Here is a 20,316-nt window from a genome sequence, read left to right as displayed (position 1 = left end):
CTGTTGTTGCATCTTCTGGATCATCAGAAAGTGTATCTTCAATAACTGTGACACCATCAGGTAAAGTTGAAGTTACAGAAGATTGCACTGTATAATTTCCAGCATCAATATCTGCTTGCGTAAGTACATAAGTTCCTGTAAATGTTTCTGAAGTTCCTACTGCTAATGTTGAAGTAGTCGTTGGATTCGTTCCAAAGTCAATTCCAGTGTCTGTAACAGAAATATCACTTAAAGTCACATTTCCATTATTTGAAACAACAACCGTATAAGTGATTATATCTCCTGCATTTAAAACGCCATCCGCTCCTAAATCTAAAACATCATTTGTTGTAATCTCTATACTTCCATTTTGAGTTAAATTCGTAATCGTAGCATCATCCTCTGTGTTTCCATCACTATCATCTCCATCATCCGAAGTATCTGTTACATCTGAATTATTTGGATCTTTTCCAGTTACAGTCGCTTGATTCGTAACCTCTCCAGCATTAAGATGCGCTTGTGTAATTGTTTGAGAAATTGTAACAGTTACAGATTCTCCAGCATTTAATGAATCAATATCTAAATCTCCATCGGTATCAATTGTATTTGAAATAACTAGAGAATTTGCATCCGCATTTGCATCTGAAATCTCAATATCTGTTAGCGTTACATTTCCTGTATTTTCAATCGTTAAATCATAAACAATTACATCATTCAAATTAGATCCCGAAGTATTTATTGTTTTAGTAATTTCAATACTTCCGTTTTGGTTTAAAATAGTAATCGTAGCATCATCCTCTGTGTTTCCATCTGTATCATCTCCATCATCTGAAGTATCTGTTACATCTGAATTATTTGGATCTTTTCCAGTTACAGTCGCTTGATTCGAAACTTCTCCTGCATTAAGATGCGCTTGTGTAATTGTTTGAGAAATTGTAACAGTTACAGATTCTCCAGCATTTAATGAATCAATATCTAAATCTCCATCGGTATCAATTGTATTTGAAATAACTAGAGAATTTGCATCCGCATTTGCATCTGCAATCTCAATATCTGTTAGCGTTACATTTCCTGTATTTTCAATCGTTAAATCATAAACAATTACATCATTCAAATTAGATCCTGAAGTATTTATTGTCTTAGTGATTTCAATTGAAGAGTTTGCAATAAAAACTCTATAATCTTCAACTTCTCCATCTGGAGCAACTCCTGTAGAAGCAATATTTTGAGTTGAAGAAACTCTTACTCTCGCAAAAGTATTACCATCTAAAGCTGTATTTGGAATTGCAATATTTTGAGTTAAAGTTGTAAGGCCAGTCGTTGAAACTAAAACATCGGTTTCCACTTTTTCACCTGCATCCTCAAAACTTCCATTTTGATTAAAGTCAATCCAAACGGAAACATAAGCGTTATCAATTGTAGATCCTTTTTGAACTGGAATTGTGAAATCATAAGATTCATTTTTATATAAAACATAATCTTGAAGCGTAGTTCCTGAAATTTTCACTGCATCATCAAAATCTCCTGTTGCAGTAGCATTTTGTGAAGCGTCCGTTTCAAAATCAATAGAAGTCCCAAGATAAAGACCTCCTTTTAATTCAAGGTGTTCTGCACCATTATCATTTAAAGTAGTTTGATAATTTCCTACTGCAGTTCCAGCCAAAGCATCTGGTGCATCTCCAAAATCAGATCTAAATACAATTGCTGTAGGACAACTTGCTCCATCGTTTTGAGATGTTTGTTGCGTATCAATTAGCTTAATCGCACAAGGTGTTGCTGTATCATAATCGATTATAGAAAATAATTCTCCATTCTCTCCTGAAACTCCATTATATGAAAAATATAATTTATCTGAATTTTCAACGAAACTTGCTCCATAACCTTTCACAGAAGGAATTGGCGTTCCATCACATTGCGCAATTGGTACTTGAATAGTCGTTGCAACAGAAGCCCCATCAAGAGTTGAAATATTTTCTATTTTATACAATTTATTATTTCCTAAACCATAAATAGTATTATCAACAATAGATAAATCTGCAGTTCCAAAACCTGTAGCAATTAGAACAGCATTTGCTGAAGTTCCTGCTGTACTCAAATCAATTCTAAAAACTTGATTTGTATTCCCAGACCTTATGTAAAATTTATTATCTGTAATATCCGAGGCATTTAAATAATCAAACCCTGCAGTACTAATTGTATAAGTTAGTTTAGTTAAACCATTCTTACCAATTTTAATAATATCATTATTATTTACTGTAGTTCCGTATGAATCCGTATCACCTGAAGTAGCTTCTCTAACAACAGCATATAAATAACTATCTGCTTCATTATAAGCTAAAGCATTATATCTAAAATCTGCAGCTGGTCCAATTGGTAAATAATTTCCTGAAACTGGATCTAATTCATATAACTGATCTGTTAAAACTTGGAAAAATTTTGGCGGACAATTAAAAGGCTCTTGTGGATTTACAGCAACTTGACCTATTGAAACTTCTGTAGGATCGTCTTCTGTATTTCCATCATCATCATCTCCGTCATCACTAACATCTGTTACATCAAAAGTTGAGCTTGTAGGTGATTTTGCATTTACTGTTACAGAATTTCTTAAACCTAAATTCCCAGCATCTGTAGCTGTAATCGTATAATTAACAGAATACGTTGCTATTTCATCAACAATCAAAACACCTTCCATACTTCCAAAAGTAGAAGATTGAAAAACCGGAGTCAAAGGAATTACATTATTATTAAAATCTGTAAAAGTATCTACTAGAGTTACATCATTAAGTGTAACATTTCCTGTGTTTACAACTACAATTGAATATTCTAAAATATCTCCTGCTCCTAAAATCCCATCTCCATTATCTGTAAACTTAACCGTTTTTTCTGCTTCAACTGAAGGGTTTTGAGGGAAAGTAGTTTCTGTAAGATCATCTGTGTAATTTCCATCTGTATCATCTGCATCATCACTATCATCTGAAACATCATAACCACCAGAACTAACACCTTCTACAGAAACTTTATTTTGAATTCCTCCTGAATCAATATCACTTTGTGTAATTTCATAATACATTTTAAATGTAATAGAATCATCTACATTTAAACTAACAATATCTACATTATCATCTGTTACTTCAGCATTTGAATAATCCGAAGAATAAGTCTCTCCTGGATTATGATAAAACTCTAAAGTATTTCCGTTTCCATCTTGAAAAACATCTTTTAATTTGATGTCATTAATTACAACATCACTATTATTTGCTATGGTAATTGTATATTCAATTCTATCTCCAGCATCAACACCATTTCCATCTAAATCAATAATATTATAAGATTTCTTCGCTTCTAATTCTAATTTACAAACAAGCTCATCAAAATTGATAGTAACAATAGTAATCGTTCCTGTATTTCCACTTGTTGCACCATTAGCTTTAAATTTATCTTCCATTGGACTTGAAGTTGTAGTTCCATTTACACCTCCACCAACACTTTTTATGGAAGAATCTGAAGCTGCAGAAATGGAAATAACTCCACCTCCACCTCCACCTCCTGGTCCTTCGGCTTCTGGTCCATTTATAAACTGATCTCCTCCATCACCACCTTCAGCAATAATAGAAATAGTACCTGAAATATTTGAAGCTTGCACTAAAATAGTACCTCCAGCTCCTCCTCCTCCAGGAGCATCATTTCCTCCTGAAATTGTTCGGTATCCTTCTTGTCCGTTTGAAGTAATTTCTCCATTTCCTGAAATAGCATTTTGAACTGTTAATAAAACAATTCCTCCACCATCACCACCATCATTGTTGGCGTTATTATTTCCATCTCCGGCTCCTCCTCCTCCTCCAAGGAAGATTTGATTATCATAACTTGCAGTAACTACTGGTCTACCTCCAAGCCCTCCAAGAGCTTTTCTTTGGTTTCCAGCCCATCCAGTATTATGAACTTGATTAACCGGATTATTTGCTCCAATATATCCTGCTCCGTAAGAAGGACCTAAAACACAAGGATCTGCGGAATTTGAGCTAGAATAAGTATATCCTCCTCTTCCTCCTCCAGAAGAATTAGTCAAACCTCCAAAAGCAATATATTCTGGATCTAGAGCCCAAGCACCAGGGGTTCCACAAGCTCCTGATTCTCCAGAGAAATCATTCATAACTCCTGAACCTCTGAACCAGTTAGCAGGAACTCCTCCGTTGGCTCCTCCACCTCCTCCGGCGTTGTGAGAGTTTCCTCCACCTCCACCATTGGCAGCTGCTCCACGTCCATATCTTCCTCCTAAACCGTCATAATCATCTCTATATCCTGCAATTCCTTCTCCTTTTTCAGCAGATTCATATGAATTTGTTGTTCTAAATATTGTATTAAATGCAACTCCGCTTCCATTAGAGTTGTTTTCTCTTGTTCCTCCACGGAAACCAGAAAAATCTGCATGAACTTTTCCATTATTCACTAAACTCTCTGCAAGAAAAGCAACAATTCCTCCTTTTCTTCTTTCAATAGCTGAAGGATCTGCTCCTCCAAACTTTGGACTTCCCCATTGATTTGCTGCAACAGAAGCTCCAGCATCAATTGTCATATTATAATATTGAGGAATTCGAACTACTTGTGTATAATTTGCTGAGAAAAAAGAATTCTCAAGATTACAACTTAAAGTAATAGTATTTCCACTTACTTCATAAACATAAGCAAACTCATATGTTCCTGAATTATTATAATCAGTTACAGCTCCATAATCCCAAGTATTTGAAGTATTAATCTGAGCTCCTTGTGCTTGATATAACAATATCAAATCACCTGGTTCTAATGTGTTTGATTTAAAAGTATTTGTTTGAAATCTTCTTTTTTCATTTAATCCTGAAGTTAGTGGGTCATCATCTGATAAGAAATCATGAAAACTATCGTTTAACTGATTAATATCTTCAACTGTCACCGAATTTGTTCCAGCAGGCACATCAGCTGTCACTCTTGTATACCTGTTCAAACAGACATTTTCTTGAGTAATCGTAATGTCTCCATCTTTCTTCTGCTGAGAGTACCCAACAATCATGTGAAAAAAGAAAAAGAGTAAAAGTAGTATTCTCTTCATACGTAAGGACTTTTAATTTATAATCGTTTTTTTAAAAAAACTTTTCAATACTTAGATTAATTCTAAATCAAATTATAATTAACCCAGTTTAATTGACGCAAATATATTAAAAGACTCATAATCTGAATAATAATTATATTTTACATACCAAAAAATGACATCATTTCACATATAATTAATTAATACTTACACTTTAATATTACCAATAATTAACCTTTAAAGCTATATTTTTTAAGTAAACATAAATAACAAAACAAATTGTTAACAAATGTTAAAAAATTAACATTTTAGAATATTGATAATAATTTAACATTAATATAAACAAATAACTTACATTTAATTAAACATTCAGAATATCAACACAATAACTTTAAACCTTTTATTAAATCGAGAATAACGCAAAGCTTAGGCATTTTAAATCAAACACTAGAAAATAAATAAAACCCTAATAATCAAATAGATAAATTAATTGATTACAGTTTATAACTTTTAAAAACAGGAAATAGTTGATTTTTAGATTATTGAAATCTTTATTGAAGATTAGTCAAAAAGAGCAATTCTTAACTGTGATTTTATTCTATTCAATTTTCTTTAAAATAATAGAGCATTTAGAGATTTATTGTTATTGTTCCTGCTTTAGAAAAATCAGCATTTTGATAAGGAATTGCAGCATACCAATCATAATTCAATTTGAGCTGCTCATTTTCTAAAAAGAAGCCTGCTTCGCCATAAATTACATGATCTTCAGACGTTTCAGGGATTTTAATCAAATCAATCATTTGTTTTGAAATTTTTTCAATGAATGGAGTTTCTTCAATTTCTTTTTGACCAATAAAAAACTCAAAAGAACGATAACTCCCAATCCAATCTGGACCAATATCAGAAGTTACAATCCATTCCACATAAAAATCTTCTGTTTTCATTATTTTTAATAAAGTTTCTTTATTTTCTATTTTCATCATAATCTTTTCTTAAATTCTCAAAAATCACTTAGTAATTGCGGAGGTGGCGGTGGAATAGGTACTTTATCAAATATATCAAATTCAATTTGAATATTCTTATCATTCATTATCTCCTCATAAATTTCTGTCAATACATCTAATGTTTTAGATAAATCTTGCAAATTCTCCTCATCAACATGAACCCAAATCAAATATTTTTTGGGACTCTGACAATATCTTTCATCTTCCTCATTATTCAATAAATCTTTTCGCATAATGATTTTCAAACTATCTAACGGAAATAAATAGTCATAATATTTAAAAATAGAATCATTTGAAATTTGTATAGTATTTTTCAATTTTAATAAGAATGGTTTTCTTATTTGACTGCAAGCTCCATAAGGAATTATCGATTTTAACTCTCCTTTATTTTCAAAAACAATTTTAGGTACACTATCCGTACAAAAAACAGAATCTATTTTATTTAACAATTCATTAAAAGAAGAAAAATCCTCTAAATTTAGAGCTACACTTAAACTATCTTTTTTCAAATTTCCATATCCATTTATTTTTAAAGGTTTTGATTTCTCACAGCTCAAAAAGCTTAATAAGACAGCTAAAAAAGAAAACAGAAAGTAATATTTTTTCATACTCAATTTTTAAAATTTTGATTTTTAATATCAAAATTTGTGCCTGTAATCATTAGATTAATGAATTTGTTATAATAGAAGAAATTACATTTTTGATAATCTAAATAAAAAAAGTAAATTCGTTTAATTTAAAAATACAATTATGAAATTGAAGAAACTAATTTTGCTATGCTTACTGATTACTATTAGTATCACTTCTTATGCACAAGGAAAAAACACAAATATCAGAACTATTGAAATTGGAGGTTTGATACTTGACACTGAAAATTCATCCCCTTTAAAAGATGCTGAAATTTTTGATAACAAATCAAATCTACTGGGTATTACAGACAGTAAAGGATATTTCAACGTAGAACTAAAACAAAAAAATGAAGGGAATCTTTCAATCTTTTTCTCTGTAAAAAAGAAGAACTATGAAACAATTATTATCAAAGAAAATTGGGGAAATTTTGGAAAAGGAATTAAAGTGGCTTTTATTTCTGATCTGAAAAAAAAGAATTCGAAAACAACTAAAGTTTTCAATAATTTAGAAATGACCAATGATAATTCCTATAAAAATGTTTCTAACAAATTAAAATTCTTAAAAAAAATTAATTCTATAGATGAACAAATAAGAAAAGAAGCTGAAGGTAATGAAAAAGTATTTTTTGAAATTGACGGAGCTTACTATATTGTTTATGATGAAAATTGGTTAAAAATTGACACTAAAAATGAAATTGTTTCTATTGATAGAGAATTAATTATTCGAGCAGGTGATTTAAATTCAAAAATCAAAAGAAGTGAAATCGTTTTTATGTCAACTTTTAATAACAAACCTTTTAAAGTTTTAATTAACACGAAATAAAATTCACAACATATTTTATACAATGCATTTAAGAACTTTTACTTAAATGCATTATTTTTTTATTTTATTTTTAATAAAGATTATGAGAAACATTATAAAATGAATAATTATTGTACTACCTGGCCCCAAAATCCAAAAGGCAAAATATATCCCTAACATCGGCGTATTACAATATTCTTCACCGGCAACATTTTTTGGGTAGAAAAATGATGGAAGTATAAAAAAATAATTTATTAGAATAGCTAGCAAAACTACTAATGTTAGCAATTTAAAATGTTTTATTCCAGCATATATATTTATTAATATCTGAAATATAGAAATAATAATTACAATATTTAATGGAGATAAATTTATAGAGTTGACTTTTAATTTATTCTTTTATAAAAATAATATATAAACTTAGGAAGAGTATATCTATATTCTGAGCTATTAAGTGTATGAATATCTGTATCCTCTCTATAATGAAAGTATAAATTATTTTGATCATCTATAATTACTATTAATGAATATTGAATCAAAATATCTAATACTAAAGATGGAGAATCAAACACTTTAAGATTTTCAATTTTTTCAAGAATGTCATTCTTAGATAATCCGTCAGATTTATTTAACATAAACTGAAATAATTCTTTAAATATTACTTCTCTCTGTTCAAAATTAAAAAACAAACTAAGTTCACTTTTTATTTCTAATATATTTTTTTTTATATATTTTTTTAAAATTTTCTTTAGATAAATAGGCTGAATAGGTACTTCGTAATTTTCTTCAGCAACTATATTTAAGAATGTTATGATATCTCTTGGTCTATAAAATGTAAAATCTAAAACATATTTAAAAGAAGTTTTATTATTATAAATTGCAGGAAAAAACAAATCATTCCATGGGTCTTCTTCATTTTTAATTACTATATTATTTCTTTCAAAATTAATCTTAATTCTTTTATTAATCATTTTCTTTAAAGGAAGTTCATTTTCATCATAATTATGAACATACCAATTTATAATTATTTCATACGAATTAAAAATCTTAGCAGAATCAGCATAGTTTGAAAGCAGACTATTTCTTATATCTTCTCTAATGAAAATTAAAATTTTAGCACTATTATTTTTTAAAACACTATTATTATATTCTTTAGAAATTCTTATAAGATCCATTAATTTATTATTTGATTTTTCATCATTTGATTTAAAATTAATATCTAAATCATCAAATAATAACCAAAATTCTTTTTCTTTATTTATAGGATAATCTAAAATAATTTTAATAATGTCTCTTAATGCTGGAATAACCTTGTAAAAAGGTGCTTTATTTACATTAGATTTAAAATAATTCTTTACAACTCCATTAAAAACATGTTTTAATGGAGAAATATTAACTTCTCCTCCTATATTCTTTTCACCATTAATAAACTGAAATTCATCAATATCAATTATTCCAGAATTAACTTTTAAGAAGCGTTGAAGCTTATTAAATTCATTAGTATAAATACCACATTCATTTTTAACTATTAATTTTACTAGATTTATTAAAATTAACCATTCAAAAACTAATCTTTCTTTTGTACATTCAGTATCAACTTCTTGAATATACTTTTCTAACTCAAAATCTCCAATTTTTAATATTTTTGCAAATGAATTATTTGATTTTTCAGAAGAATCTTTTATAAATTTTGCGATAGCACTTTTTCCAACTCCTTTTCTACCAGTGAAAATAAATTTACCTATTTGTAACTTATTTAATATTAATAAATAATCATCAAAATATTTTAATAAATTCGCATCTGTTACATTTTCAGCTTCAGCTTCAGTTGCTCCAAAATAAAAATCTTTAGTAGTAAGCTTATCTTTTACTTTTGAATTTAAAGAAATATTATCAAATATACTCATATCCTGAATGTTAATTTTTTAAAGCTAATAACAAATATATGTTAAATAGTTGAAAATATCTAAAAAAAACAGAGTGGTATTTCTTCAAAAGAAACACTAAATTTGCAAAAATTAAACTCTAAAACTTGTACGCAGTAAAATCATATAAAATCACTTTTATTTGGATTAGTTTACTACTAATTTTTGCACTTTTATTGAACATCAGCGTAGGTTCTGTAAACATTCCACTAAAAGAAGTTTTACAAATCTTGATTGGAGAAGAAAGTAGCAAAAGCTCGTGGAATTATATTGTAACAAATTATCGTGTTCCAAAAGCAATAACCGCAGTTTTGGTCGGTTCTGGTTTAGGAATCAGTGGACTTTTGATGCAAACTCTTTTTAGAAATCCATTAGCTGGACCTTTTGTGCTTGGAATCAGTTCTGGAGCAAGTTTAGGAGTTGCACTTTTAATTTTAGGAAGCAGCTTTTTCGGGGGATTATTCGGAACACTTTTACTTTCCAATTGGAGTTTAGCTATTGCTTCAAGTGTTGGAGCAATGATGGTTTTAGCAGCAATCATGTTTGCCGCAGCGAAAATCAAAAACACCATGTCAATTTTAATTATCGGATTGATGTTTGGAAGCTTGACAAGTGCAATTATTAATATTTTATCCTTTTTTAGCTCTGCCGAACAATTACAACAATTTTTATTTTGGAGCTTCGGTAGTTTAGGAAATTTGACTTGGCAAGAACTAGGTATTTTTACTTTTATTTATATCATTGGTATTTCACTTTGTTTTTTTATCATAAAACCTTTAAACAGTTTACTGTTAGGAGAAAACTATGCAAAAAGTTTAGGAACAAACATCCGAAAAACACGAAATATCACAATCATTATTACTTGTATTTTGACAGGTGTCATCACAGCTTTTTCAGGACCGATTGCTTTTATTGGTTTGGCGGTTCCACATCTGACAAAACTTTTATATTATACCTCAAATCATAAAACATTGATTCCTGCTGTTGCTCTTTCTGGAGCAATTTTAATGCTTTTTTGTGATACCATTGCACAATTACCATCAAGTGAACATGTATTACCAATCAATGCAATTACCTCTATTTTTGGAGCACCAATTGTGATTTGGCTTTTGACTAGAAAACGAAAAATCAGTTATTAATTTTGAAAAAAAAAGAATTACATAACGTTTTACAATGCAAGAATCTTACGATTGGTTATTCTGAAAAAAAGAAAAAAACAATCATAAGAGAAGGTTTGAATTTGAATTTACCAAAAGGAAAAATGGTTTCTTTATTGGGAAAAAATGGAATTGGAAAATCTACTTTATTGAGGACTATTTCTAAAATCCAACCTGTAATTTCTGGAGAAGTTTTCTTGAAAAATCAGTCTTTGTCTAAAATTTCTGCACAAGATTTAGCAAAAATAATTGGTTTAGTACTTACAGATCATTTACCTCCAAGTAATCTTTCGGTTTTTGAATTGGTCGCTTTAGGAAGACAACCATATACAAATTGGGTAGGAAAACTTCATGAAAAAGATATTGAAATTGTAAAAAATGCTTTAAAAATTACATCGATTTCCCATTTAGCTGAAAAAAAATATTTTCAACTTAGTGATGGACAATTACAAAAAGTAATGATTGCAAGAGCGATTGCACAGGATACGGATATTATCATTTTAGATGAACCAACTGCTCATTTAGATATTCATCATAAAATTGAAACTTTTCAATTATTGAAAACTATCGTGGAAACTACAAACAAAACCGTTTTAATTTCCACACACGAAGTACATTTAGCAATGGAACTTTCGGATATTTTTTGGCTTTTTACACCAGATGATTTTATTGCAGACACTACAGAAAATTGTATCGAAAGAAATGATTTAGAAAAATTATTTCAATCTGATTTAGTCTATTTTAACACAGAAATGAAACAATTTAAGCTAAGAAAATAAACAATTGTTACAATTTTCAATTTAAATCGTCTAGATATTTAATAATTATAAACAAAAATTTGATATGCTAGAAGATTTAAAATTAAATGTAAAAACAAAACTTGTTGCTCTTTGGTCCTCTTTGATGTTTCTATACATCTATGCAGATTATTTCCGTCTAATGGTTCCAGGAAAAATTGAAAAATTAATTGCTCAGAAAAGTCCAATTGGTGAAATTACTCCAAATGTCTTGCTTATTTTTTCAGTTTTACTAATCATTCCTAGTGTGATGATCTTTCTTTCTTCTTTATTAAAACCAAAATTGAATAAATGGTTAAATATTATTATTGCTGGAATTTACACTTGTATTTCTCTTTTAATCATCTTTACAAGTATCAAAAATGAATGGCAATATTTTTTCGTTTTGTTTAATATTGTAGAAGTTATTGTTTTTTCAATTATCATTTATCAAGCTTTAAAATGGCCGAGAGCGAAGTAAATTTAAACCTTTCTTTAAGAATTTATTTTTTTAGAATTAAGTAATTTTAAAAGAGTAATTCTAAATCTTTTCAGATGTTTGGTTCAAAATTAAAATGGATATTTCTAAGTTTTTTGATTTTAGTAAGTTCTACTAGTTTTTCACAAGAAGAAGCAAAAATTAGCCCTGAACAAGAAGAATTAGATCAATTTTTCATATTGATGTCCATGGCGATGACTTACAAATTTTGGCAAAATGAAGCAATCAATAAGCGAGGAACAAATATGGGAGCAATTCTAGTTGATGAAAATGGAAATATTGTTTCTCATGGTTTGGATAGCGAATTTGTGATTGGAGATAGAACTAAACATGCTGAAATGGTTACGATAGAGAAACATTTTATCCTTTCTCAGAAACCAAATCTAGAAAATTTGACTTTGTATTCTACCATAGAATCTTGTGCGATGTGTGCTGGAGCAATGACTTTCAAAAAATTAGAAAGAGATGTTTATGGTCAAAAAGATTCTATTTTCGGAAATGCTTTTCAACGTCTTCAATTCGATTCTTCAGAAAATGAAAATGGCTATAAACCTTATCCAGATACTGTAGAACTTACACATTCAAAAATTACTGAAATTCAAGAATTGGAAAAGTTATATTTAGAATTTGATTGGAAAAACAAAAGTTTACGGGATTTTTTAGTTTCAAAACCTGTACATGATGTTTTTGAAAAAGCTTATGAAAAATTCTCTTTGTTCAACCCTATTTATCCAAAAAACAAAGAAATTATAGAAAAAGCTAGAGCATATTTCGCTCAACTTTAGAATATTTATCAAAACATTAATAGTTCATTTTTTATTAAGGAATAACTTTTGGGATTTTCTCAGAAACTTTTGTGTTACCAACACAATTCTAAAGAAAATGAAAAATGAAAGCTTCGGATTTTCTAAGAATAATTCTAGGATTCAATTTCTTATTTCATCTAATTAGTAGGTTGTTTTCTGGAATTCCTGATTTCGCACAGTGGATGAGTTTAAAATTTGAGGAAACTTTTATTCCAGCAAGTTTTACAACTCCTTTTGCGTTTATACTTCCGTTTATTGAAGGAATTATTGGACTTTTATTAATCCTAAATCTTTTTACCAAAACAGCTGTTTATGCAGGATTCATCGTTTTACTAATTCTAATTTCTGGAACAAGTCTTTTAGCAGATTGGAATTTAGTTGCTTTTCAAATGCTATATGTATTGATTTTCTATTTTGTTTTAAAAGATATTGAGAAAAAAGAAAAACTTTCAACATAAAAAAATCCTAGTAAGACTACTAGGATTTTTTATACTATAAAATTTATTTCTTATAAATTGTTTACTTTATCAAGTAAAGCATTCGCTTTTTCCTCAAGCTCTTGATTGATTGCTTTGAAATAAGCCTTTTGATTTTCAATATCTTTTCTTGTATTGATTTTCTCAATTAACTCATCAAAAGTAGCAATTGCTTCATCAATAATTGCTTCAGATTTTACAGTTTCTGCAGTAGGATTTAATAATTCCCAAGCGTAAACTTCGTCAATAATATCACCTAAAACGTAGTTTAAGTCCTTTTTTAATTGCTTAATACTTGCCATAGTACCTCTTATTTAAAATAATCTTGACAAAAATACATTAAATTCTATTTATCAACAACTTATTACGGTTTTCTTATATTTTTTATAAGAAATTTTCAGTTTTAAATAAAATAAAAAAGCAAGTTCAACTTTTTTGTTAAACTTGCTTTGATTTTATATTTATTTTTGAAAATACTATTCTTTATCTTCTACGAAATCATGCTCTTTCATCCACTCTGGGTTGAACATTTTTCCTACATATCTACTTCCGTGATCGTGGAATAATACAACTACAACATCATCTTTCTTAAATTCTTCTTTCATTTGTAAAAGACCTTTTGTAGCAGCTCCTGCAGAGTTTCCTACGAAAATTCCTTCTTCTAAAGCTAACTTTTGCGTATAGATTGCAGCATCTTTATCTGTTACTTTCACAAAACCATCGATAATGCTAAAATCTACGTTCTTTGGAAGAATATCTTCTCCGATTCCTTCAGTGATATATGGGTAAATTTCGTTTTCGTCAAAAATTCCTGTTTCGTGGTATTTTTTGAAAACGGATCCATAAGTATCAATTCCCCAAACTTTAATATCTGGATTTTGTTCTTTTAAATATTTCCCAACTCCAGAAATAGTTCCTCCTGTTCCTACTCCTACAACGAAATGTGTAATTTTTCCTTCAGTTTGTTTCCAAATTTCTGGTCCAGTACTCTCATAATGCGCTTTTGCATTTGATGGATTATCATACTGGTTTACATACCAAGCATTTGGAGTTTCTTCTGCTAATCTTTTAGAAACTGAATAATAAGATCTTGGATCTTCTGGCTCTACAGCTGTTGGACAAACAACAACCTCAGCTCCTACAGCACGTAAGATATCTACTTTTTCTTTTGATTGCTTATCCGCCATCACACAGATTAATTTGTAACCTTTGATGATTGCAGCAATTGCAAGTCCCATCCCTGTGTTTCCTGAAGTTCCTTCAATGATCGTTCCTCCTGGTTTCAATCTTCCATCAGCCTCAGCATCTTCGATCATTTTTAAAGCCATTCTATCCTTTACAGAGTTTCCTGGATTAAAAGTTTCTACTTTTGCTAAAACTAAAGCATCAATATCTTCAACGATTTTATTTAATTTCACTAAAGGAGTATTTCCAATAGTTTCTAAAATATTTTTTGCGTAATTCATTTTCGTCTTCTCTTAAAACTGGTGCAAAAATACTCATTTCATAGGACTTAAAGAAATATGCTAATGTTTATCTTTATCCATGTATTTTTTGATCTGCTTTTCTTCCCATTCTTTAGAGAATATCCATCGGTTACCGAATACAGTAAATCCGTGAATCAAAATTCCAATTCCCCAACCAATCATTGGAAAAATAAACCAATAATATTCTGGTGAATATGTCAAGTTTATAAATACTAAAAAGGCATTTACCAAAACATAAGACACTAAATTGGAATAAAATCCTTTTATTTCTTTTACCTTTTCGGCTGCTCTTTTATACTTTTCTTCATCTAAATTTCTCATGGCCTAAATCGGTTTTTAAAATATTCTTCTTTTTCTGATTCTTCTTTAATTAACTCATTTATTTTTCGCTCTTCCCAGTTATCCCAGATAAACCTAAATTTACCAAAAACTTTGATAGCTTGAAAAATCATTCCTATTCCCCACCCTATCATTGGAAAAAAGAACCAAAGAAAATTTGGATAGGTTAGTAAATTCATCGCAATCATTCCTGGTATTACCAAACAGTAAGCCATTAATCCCATGTAAAATTCTTTCAATTGCTTTACATGTTGTTTTGCTTTCATCAATTTTTCGTCTTCAGAATTGACAAACTGAATATCATTTGCTTCAATTAACATTGGTATCTTAACTTCAAAAATATTTTTATCTTGATGTATCTCTACTTTAGTCTTTGACAATAATGCATATCTATCTTTGATATTTTGCAATCCTACTTTTGTTCCTTTCTCGACAATCTTTTTCGGATTATAATTATTATCAACTATTAAATATCCGTTCTCTTCTCTGATTGTTATTTTTAAAGGAGTTTCTGCTGTAACAACATTGTGTTTTGTAGCATTTTCCAATAAAAGTTGTAAAGACAACGGCACGATTTTCAATTCTGGATTTGATATTTCTAATGGAATTTCAGAAATAATTGCATCTTCAAAACGCATTTTCAATAAATCCAGATACGTTTTAGCAAATTTCAACTCTTCAGCAACTGGTACTAATTCTTTATTTCTTTGTTCTAAAACATATCGATATACTTTAGAAAGCTTGGTTGTAAACTTCTCTGCTTTTCGAGGATTTTCTCCAATCAGAGAGGTTAAAACATTTAAACTATTGAATAAAAAATGCGGATCCAGCTGACTTTTTAAAGATTCGAATTGTGCTGTCGATGTTTTTTCTACAATCTTAGATTCTTTGATTTTTTTCTCCGAATTCTTTTTGTAGAAATAAACGATATGAAATATTAGGTTTACATTTATCGTAACAATAATTCCATAGATTAACTCTTGTCTGATATCACTTCTAAAAAAATCTATGAACTTCTGATCATAAACATAAACACTAACAATCATTGTAAGAATATAAAGAGCAAGAGAAGAAAGAATCAAAGCTCCGAAAAAACCAAATAATATTCTTTTTCTTGGTGTTTTCTTAAATGGAGTTTTGAGATCCAAATAATCAAAGAAAGACATGTTTACAATTGTCAATACAAAACAAAACATAAAATTTACAAGGAAGTTTCTTCCACTACTTACAGTAAATTGAATTCCTTTTGAAGAAAACACATAACTGTTGAAGATAAATAATACGATTGCTAATATTATACCGACTACAAAACCTCTCTTTAAATATTTGATTAATTTCATTCTAATTTCTTTATATCTTATTAAAACCTTATCACGTTTAAAACCATATTAAAGAATTTTGTTTAAAAACACACCCCTAACCCCTCTCAAGAGGGGAACTTGATGATTAATAATTCTTAACATAAAATAAATCGTAATAATCTTTATTATTAAAGTTTAATCTCTAAACTTACTTTTTCTTTTCCAACAGTAAACTTTGATTTATTGAAAGTTGGAGGTCCAAAATAAGATTTGTTATTACTAGATCCATAATCCTCTGCTGGCATCATTCCCATTTTGAAATCCATTTTTTCATTTTCATTCTCATCGTGTAAAACTAAAACTGAATATTCTCCTGGTTCTAAATCTTCAAATACAACTTCTACTTCTCCTTTTTTCGCCTTGATTATTCTGTCTTGTGTAGATTCTTTTCTAAAATTCTCTTTAGTATAAAGTGCTACCAAAATGTTTCCTTTATCATTTGAAATTCCAGAAATCTTCACCTGAATAGAAGGTTTTTCTTGTTTTGTCATTATTAGAGTTTCAGAAGTTTCTGTTTCTGGTTGTTCTTCAATTTTCCCTTTACAATCGGTTGCTAATAACTGAAGAGTATAATCTTTTCCCCAAGTTGGATAAAATTTTCCTGCTGGCTTATAGGTATCATATAATTCTGTAGCTTTTTGAAGCTGATTACACATACCTGTAATGTCTGTTCCAAAATATTTTGCTGCTCCCATTCTATATTGAATCAATCCGCAAACAGCTCTCGGATTTGTTTTATCATATTCTACAGCTTTTGCATACAAATCTTCTGTTTGCTGCGAAAGTGTTGGTCCATAAACTTGTGGATTTGCTACAATTTTAGCCAAATTCAATAAACCTTTTAAAACATACACCTCACTATTTTCTGGAGAAATTGCATCTGCAGTTGCAATAAATTCTTCTGCTTGGTTTAAGTTTTCTAATGCTTTTTCTTTGTCTTCCATCGCGAAAGTTCCCATAATGATAATGTTCGCTGCATGATAACTTGGTTGCCACTCATCCATTGTTACATTTGAGATTCTTTCGTATAAATTCTTCGCTTCTACATATTTCTTTTCTTTCATTAATTTTGAAGCTTTCTCCATTCCTTGTTCATACGATTGTGCATTGGCAATTCCACTAACTAATAAAACGAATGCGATAATTATTTTTCTCATGATTTTGTGATTTTTGATTTCTTTGATTAATTATTACACTTCAAAATTCAGGATTCTAAGTTACACTAAAAATTAAACAATACTGAATTGTAGTTTTTAGATACCGAATTGTAGTTTCTTTTATTATGAGAAAGATTGTTGGAGAGAGTTTTTATTTTTTCACAAGATTTATAGCTGAAGATTTCAATTATCTGGAGCTTCCCTTTTTCTTCGTTTCAAAAAACTCAGAAAAAGGTCGGGCTTTTCACTATATCTTTTTTGCTAAATCAACTGAATGAAGAAAAGCAAAAAAGGATGCCGCTGCAATCCCTAAGCCGAAAAAATTATTTTTTTACTTTCAACTTCACTATAAAAATTTTGTCAGACATAAATTTATTCTATTCTTTAGAGTACCATACAGCAATAGCAGAAAAAACTTAAACATAAAAAAAACAGTATTCTTAATTAAAAATACTGGTTTTACTTTCTTAAATAGCTGGTATGATACTCGATACAATCAAGCACTAGCGATTACTTATTCTCGTGCCAGTAAGGGGGATTAAAAATAACAATCAACAATTAAATCTATATCTAAACATTTATCAGCTAATATATATGCCTTGACAGAATTACCATTAAACTTTATTAGTAAAATAGAAGTTTCATTTTTAAAATATTTAACATCATCTTTTTCTTTTAAAAAAACAAAATTATTTTTGGTTACATCTAATAATTCATTACCAATATTTATATTTAAAAAATCATTAATTAAAAATTTATCATAAACTATTAAAAAAAATAATCTTTGATGAATACTACTAGATCTCCAATTTGAATCTTTATATCCTACTATTGCTTTAGCAACAATTGGAGGTTTTAATCTAGAATAATTATCATGAAAAGAATAAAAACCATAATTATCTAAATCATCTAAATTCTCTAAAATATATTCTGGCCTATTTGATTTTCCAGATGTAAAGCAATCTTTTATTAGTAATTCTTTTTGAATTTTATCAAATATTGTATCTAAAAAACTATTCATTTTCCTCTTATCTTGTGAAAAAGATTTAAAATGAAATAACATAGAAAATATTAAAATATAATTTAAAATGCTTTTATTGAATTTCATATTCTATTGGTTTTAGTTATTGAACACCCTTACTAGCGCTCGAATCCTTTCGAGTAACACAAATATTTTAAACATAAAAAAACAATATTCTTAATTAAAAATGCTGGGTTTGTTTTTCTTAAATAACTAAAACGGCACACAATACAATCGGTCGCTAGCAATCAGTCGTTATTCATTTGAGGACGAGCGGGGGGGAATTAAATCAAAAGTAAATATATCTATATGACATGAACTATCATTATTTTCTTCGAAAACATATGATATTTTATCACTACTAATCCCAATTTCTTCTAATGCATCTTTAATTGTAATTATTCTTTTGAAAATTAAAAATCGAGAATTTTCATTATAACAAACATAAAAAATTAAAGATATTTTTGGTTTTATTTTAAGAAATTGTTTCAAATCTTCTTCAATAATTTTTCGACTTTTAACATCCAGTTTAGTACTTTCTTTTATGAAAACTAAACTATTTCTTAACGTATCTGTACTAATATCAATTCTTTTATCATATCTATTTTTACTGAAAAAACTTGTATTTATAACTAAAAAAAATAGTCCTAAAAATATTTTTATTTTGTTTTGCATAACTCCTGATTTTTATTTTATTTGAATTACAGAATAATTTACCTTATCGTAATTTTCATATTCATTTTCAAATGAATATATTACTTGTCTACCCTACACTAGCGCTCGAATCCTTTCGAGTAACACACAACCTTAAAACAAATCTTTTAAACATAAAACATATTCTTAATTAAAAATACTGGATTTGTTTTTCTTTAATAACTGACACATAACAAGTTAAAAACTTTCGGTAGCGCTTTGTCATCTAAAACTGGGAGAAGCTGGGGAGAATGTTATTTTTCAAAAACTTCAAATTGATTATTCATTTGAAGAGTACTAGTTTTAGTAAGACTTTCTATTTTACCATTACCAATGAAAGTATCTTTAACTCTAACGATACTAATAATACTTTTTAAATTTCTTTCACCTACTTCATTAAATTTAAAAGTTTTATTATATTTTTTATTGGGTAATATTTTAAATGACGTAACTGAATCTCTTCCATAAGACCAATCTGTAGCCATTAATATCTCAAATTCATCAAACTCTGGAATTTCTTCGACTGGGTAATATAAAATATACTGAATTGTACCAAAATCATTTTTCTTAAATTTTGGAATTTCAATATCTAGAAATAAACTATTATCATAATCTATCTCACCATTAGGTTTAAACATCATAAATTGATGAATACCTACTTTATCATCGAGCAATTGATAATTTTCTTTTTTAAATAAAATTCCATTTTCATCATAAAATGACCACCAACCAACTTTATTTTGCTGAAAATCCAACTTCCCTTCCATTATTGGATTTTCATCAGAATTAAATGCTTTATAATATTGCTGTTCATTATTAATTAAATAAACTTTGGATTGTATATTTCCTTTTCCATTATAATTATAAATACTATCTATCTCTGTTTTATTAGTTGGTATCTCCGTTTTAGTAAAAAAATACTTCCCAATTAAAAGTCCGTTTTTATTAAAATTCAAACCATAATTTTTTCTAGGATTAGAGTGAAAATAATATTCCCATTCTTTTACCCCTTCTTTATCTATTTTAACTATTTTAGGTTTATCATTTTTACAAGAAATTAAAAAAAATAAACAAATAAGTAATTTTGTATATTTTATCATTGTTGATTATATGGTTTTAATAATTCTTCTTATTTTTTCTTTT

Annotated in this window: 18 protein-coding genes; 6 read left to right on the top strand and 12 right to left on the bottom strand. The window is 28.5% G+C overall.

Translation table 11 applies throughout. The annotated features are described in order from the left end of the window. From I0K12_RS20740 to I0K12_RS20730, 3 genes are all read right to left on the bottom strand, one after another. Window positions 1-5,062 (bottom strand): DUF6923 family protein (locus I0K12_RS20740; RefSeq protein WP_196890102.1); only part of this gene is annotated, 5,062 nt, incomplete at its 3' end. A gap of 608 nt (window positions 5,063-5,670) precedes the next feature. Beyond that, complete coding sequence (locus tag I0K12_RS20735) at window positions 5,671-6,024, bottom strand: hypothetical protein (RefSeq protein ID WP_196890101.1); 354 nt, start codon at window positions 6,022-6,024, stop codon at window positions 5,671-5,673. Between the two features lie 17 nt (window positions 6,025-6,041). Further along, window positions 6,042-6,653 (bottom strand): hypothetical protein, encoded by a 612-nt coding sequence (locus tag I0K12_RS20730; protein ID WP_196890100.1) that lies wholly within the window; start codon window positions 6,651-6,653, stop codon window positions 6,042-6,044. Window positions 6,654-6,795: 142 nt separating this feature from the next. On the opposite strand from I0K12_RS20730, the gene I0K12_RS20725 reads away from it, so the two are divergent. After that, window positions 6,796-7,497, top strand: coding sequence for a hypothetical protein (locus I0K12_RS20725; RefSeq protein ID WP_196890099.1), 702 nt, complete (start codon window positions 6,796-6,798; stop codon window positions 7,495-7,497). Between the two features lie 365 nt (window positions 7,498-7,862). Here I0K12_RS20725 and I0K12_RS20720 read toward each other — a convergent pair whose 3' ends face one another. Then, entirely contained in the window at window positions 7,863-9,383 is a 1,521-nt protein-coding gene (locus tag I0K12_RS20720) for a P-loop ATPase, Sll1717 family (RefSeq protein ID WP_196890098.1), read from the bottom strand. Between the two features lie 125 nt (window positions 9,384-9,508). On the opposite strand from I0K12_RS20720, the gene I0K12_RS20715 reads away from it, so the two are divergent. The 5 genes from I0K12_RS20715 (at window position 9,509) to I0K12_RS20695 (ending at window position 13,097) form a co-directional block, all read left to right on the top strand. Next, entirely contained in the window at window positions 9,509-10,540 is a 1,032-nt protein-coding gene (locus tag I0K12_RS20715; RefSeq protein WP_196890097.1) for a FecCD family ABC transporter permease, read from the top strand. A gap of 2 nt (window positions 10,541-10,542) precedes the next feature. Next, complete coding sequence (locus tag I0K12_RS20710) at window positions 10,543-11,337, top strand: ABC transporter ATP-binding protein (protein ID WP_196890096.1); 795 nt, start codon at window positions 10,543-10,545, stop codon at window positions 11,335-11,337. 64 nt (window positions 11,338-11,401) lie between these two features. Further along, entirely contained in the window at window positions 11,402-11,815 is a 414-nt protein-coding gene (locus I0K12_RS20705) for a DUF6326 family protein (RefSeq protein ID WP_196890095.1), read from the top strand. A gap of 74 nt (window positions 11,816-11,889) precedes the next feature. Beyond that, window positions 11,890-12,618, top strand: coding sequence for a nucleoside deaminase (locus tag I0K12_RS20700; protein WP_196890094.1), 729 nt, complete (start codon window positions 11,890-11,892; stop codon window positions 12,616-12,618). A 104-nt stretch (window positions 12,619-12,722) separates the two neighbouring features. Next, window positions 12,723-13,097 (top strand): DoxX family membrane protein, encoded by a 375-nt coding sequence (locus I0K12_RS20695; protein ID WP_196890093.1) that lies wholly within the window; start codon window positions 12,723-12,725, stop codon window positions 13,095-13,097. Between the two features lie 50 nt (window positions 13,098-13,147). Here the strand turns inward: I0K12_RS20695 and I0K12_RS20690 are convergent, their stop codons facing one another. The 8 genes from I0K12_RS20690 to I0K12_RS20655 all read right to left on the bottom strand — a co-directional run bounded on the left by I0K12_RS20690 (window position 13,148) and on the right by I0K12_RS20655 (window position 20,273). Next, window positions 13,148-13,417 (bottom strand): hypothetical protein, encoded by a 270-nt coding sequence (locus I0K12_RS20690; protein ID WP_196890092.1) that lies wholly within the window; start codon window positions 13,415-13,417, stop codon window positions 13,148-13,150. A gap of 174 nt (window positions 13,418-13,591) precedes the next feature. Next, the gene (locus tag I0K12_RS20685; RefSeq protein ID WP_196890091.1) at window positions 13,592-14,581 is read right to left on the bottom strand and encodes a PLP-dependent cysteine synthase family protein; all 990 of its coding nucleotides are present in this window, start codon (window positions 14,579-14,581) and stop codon (window positions 13,592-13,594) included. 60 nt (window positions 14,582-14,641) lie between these two features. Further along, the gene (locus I0K12_RS20680) at window positions 14,642-14,923 is read right to left on the bottom strand and encodes a 2TM domain-containing protein (protein ID WP_196890090.1); all 282 of its coding nucleotides are present in this window, start codon (window positions 14,921-14,923) and stop codon (window positions 14,642-14,644) included. Beyond that, window positions 14,920-16,281 carry a histidine kinase gene (locus I0K12_RS20675; protein ID WP_196890089.1) on the bottom strand — a complete coding sequence of 454 codons (1,362 nt, stop codon included), beginning with the start codon at window positions 16,279-16,281 and terminating at the stop codon, window positions 14,920-14,922. The genes I0K12_RS20680 and I0K12_RS20675 overlap by 4 nt, the downstream gene beginning before the upstream one ends. A 149-nt stretch (window positions 16,282-16,430) precedes the next feature. Beyond that, window positions 16,431-17,459: a DUF2141 domain-containing protein gene (locus I0K12_RS20670; RefSeq protein WP_196890088.1), complete on the bottom strand. Its 1,029-nt coding sequence runs from the start codon at window positions 17,457-17,459 to the stop codon at window positions 16,431-16,433. Between the two features lie 538 nt (window positions 17,460-17,997). Next, complete coding sequence (locus tag I0K12_RS20665; RefSeq protein ID WP_196890087.1) at window positions 17,998-18,480, bottom strand: hypothetical protein; 483 nt, start codon at window positions 18,478-18,480, stop codon at window positions 17,998-18,000. Window positions 18,481-18,735: 255 nt separating this feature from the next. Beyond that, window positions 18,736-19,155 carry a hypothetical protein gene (locus I0K12_RS20660; RefSeq protein WP_196890086.1) on the bottom strand — a complete coding sequence of 140 codons (420 nt, stop codon included), beginning with the start codon at window positions 19,153-19,155 and terminating at the stop codon, window positions 18,736-18,738. A gap of 272 nt (window positions 19,156-19,427) precedes the next feature. Continuing rightward, window positions 19,428-20,273 (bottom strand): hypothetical protein, encoded by an 846-nt coding sequence (locus I0K12_RS20655; RefSeq protein ID WP_196890085.1) that lies wholly within the window; start codon window positions 20,271-20,273, stop codon window positions 19,428-19,430. Window positions 20,274-20,316 lie beyond the last annotated feature (43 nt).

It is taken from the genome of Aureivirga sp. CE67, from assembly GCF_015767245.1.
Taxonomy (GTDB): domain Bacteria; phylum Bacteroidota; class Bacteroidia; order Flavobacteriales; family Flavobacteriaceae; genus Aureivirga.
This window is presented reverse-complemented; position numbering and strand designations above follow the sequence as displayed.

Coding starts and splice junctions, on each gene's coding strand:
- I0K12_RS20680 (WP_196890090.1), bottom strand. CDS start 14,923: ATGAGAAATTTAGATGAAGAAAAGTATAAAAGAGCAGCCGAAAAGGTA.
- I0K12_RS20705 (WP_196890095.1), top strand. CDS start 11,402: ATGCTAGAAGATTTAAAATTAAATGTAAAAACAAAACTTGTTGCTCTT.
- I0K12_RS20665 (WP_196890087.1), bottom strand. CDS start 18,480: ATGAATAGTTTTTTAGATACAATATTTGATAAAATTCAAAAAGAATTA.
- I0K12_RS20700 (WP_196890094.1), top strand. CDS start 11,890: ATGTTTGGTTCAAAATTAAAATGGATATTTCTAAGTTTTTTGATTTTA.
- I0K12_RS20695 (WP_196890093.1), top strand. CDS start 12,723: ATGAAAGCTTCGGATTTTCTAAGAATAATTCTAGGATTCAATTTCTTA.
- I0K12_RS20675 (WP_196890089.1), bottom strand. CDS start 16,281: ATGAAATTAATCAAATATTTAAAGAGAGGTTTTGTAGTCGGTATAATA.
- I0K12_RS20735 (WP_196890101.1), bottom strand. CDS start 6,024: ATGATGAAAATAGAAAATAAAGAAACTTTATTAAAAATAATGAAAACA.
- I0K12_RS20725 (WP_196890099.1), top strand. CDS start 6,796: ATGAAATTGAAGAAACTAATTTTGCTATGCTTACTGATTACTATTAGT.
- I0K12_RS20685 (WP_196890091.1), bottom strand. CDS start 14,581: ATGAATTACGCAAAAAATATTTTAGAAACTATTGGAAATACTCCTTTA.
- I0K12_RS20720 (WP_196890098.1), bottom strand. CDS start 9,383: ATGAGTATATTTGATAATATTTCTTTAAATTCAAAAGTAAAAGATAAG.
- I0K12_RS20690 (WP_196890092.1), bottom strand. CDS start 13,417: ATGGCAAGTATTAAGCAATTAAAAAAGGACTTAAACTACGTTTTAGGT.
- I0K12_RS20660 (WP_196890086.1), bottom strand. CDS start 19,155: ATGCAAAACAAAATAAAAATATTTTTAGGACTATTTTTTTTAGTTATA.
- I0K12_RS20670 (WP_196890088.1), bottom strand. CDS start 17,459: ATGAGAAAAATAATTATCGCATTCGTTTTATTAGTTAGTGGAATTGCC.
- I0K12_RS20730 (WP_196890100.1), bottom strand. CDS start 6,653: ATGAAAAAATATTACTTTCTGTTTTCTTTTTTAGCTGTCTTATTAAGC.
- I0K12_RS20655 (WP_196890085.1), bottom strand. CDS start 20,273: ATGATAAAATATACAAAATTACTTATTTGTTTATTTTTTTTAATTTCT.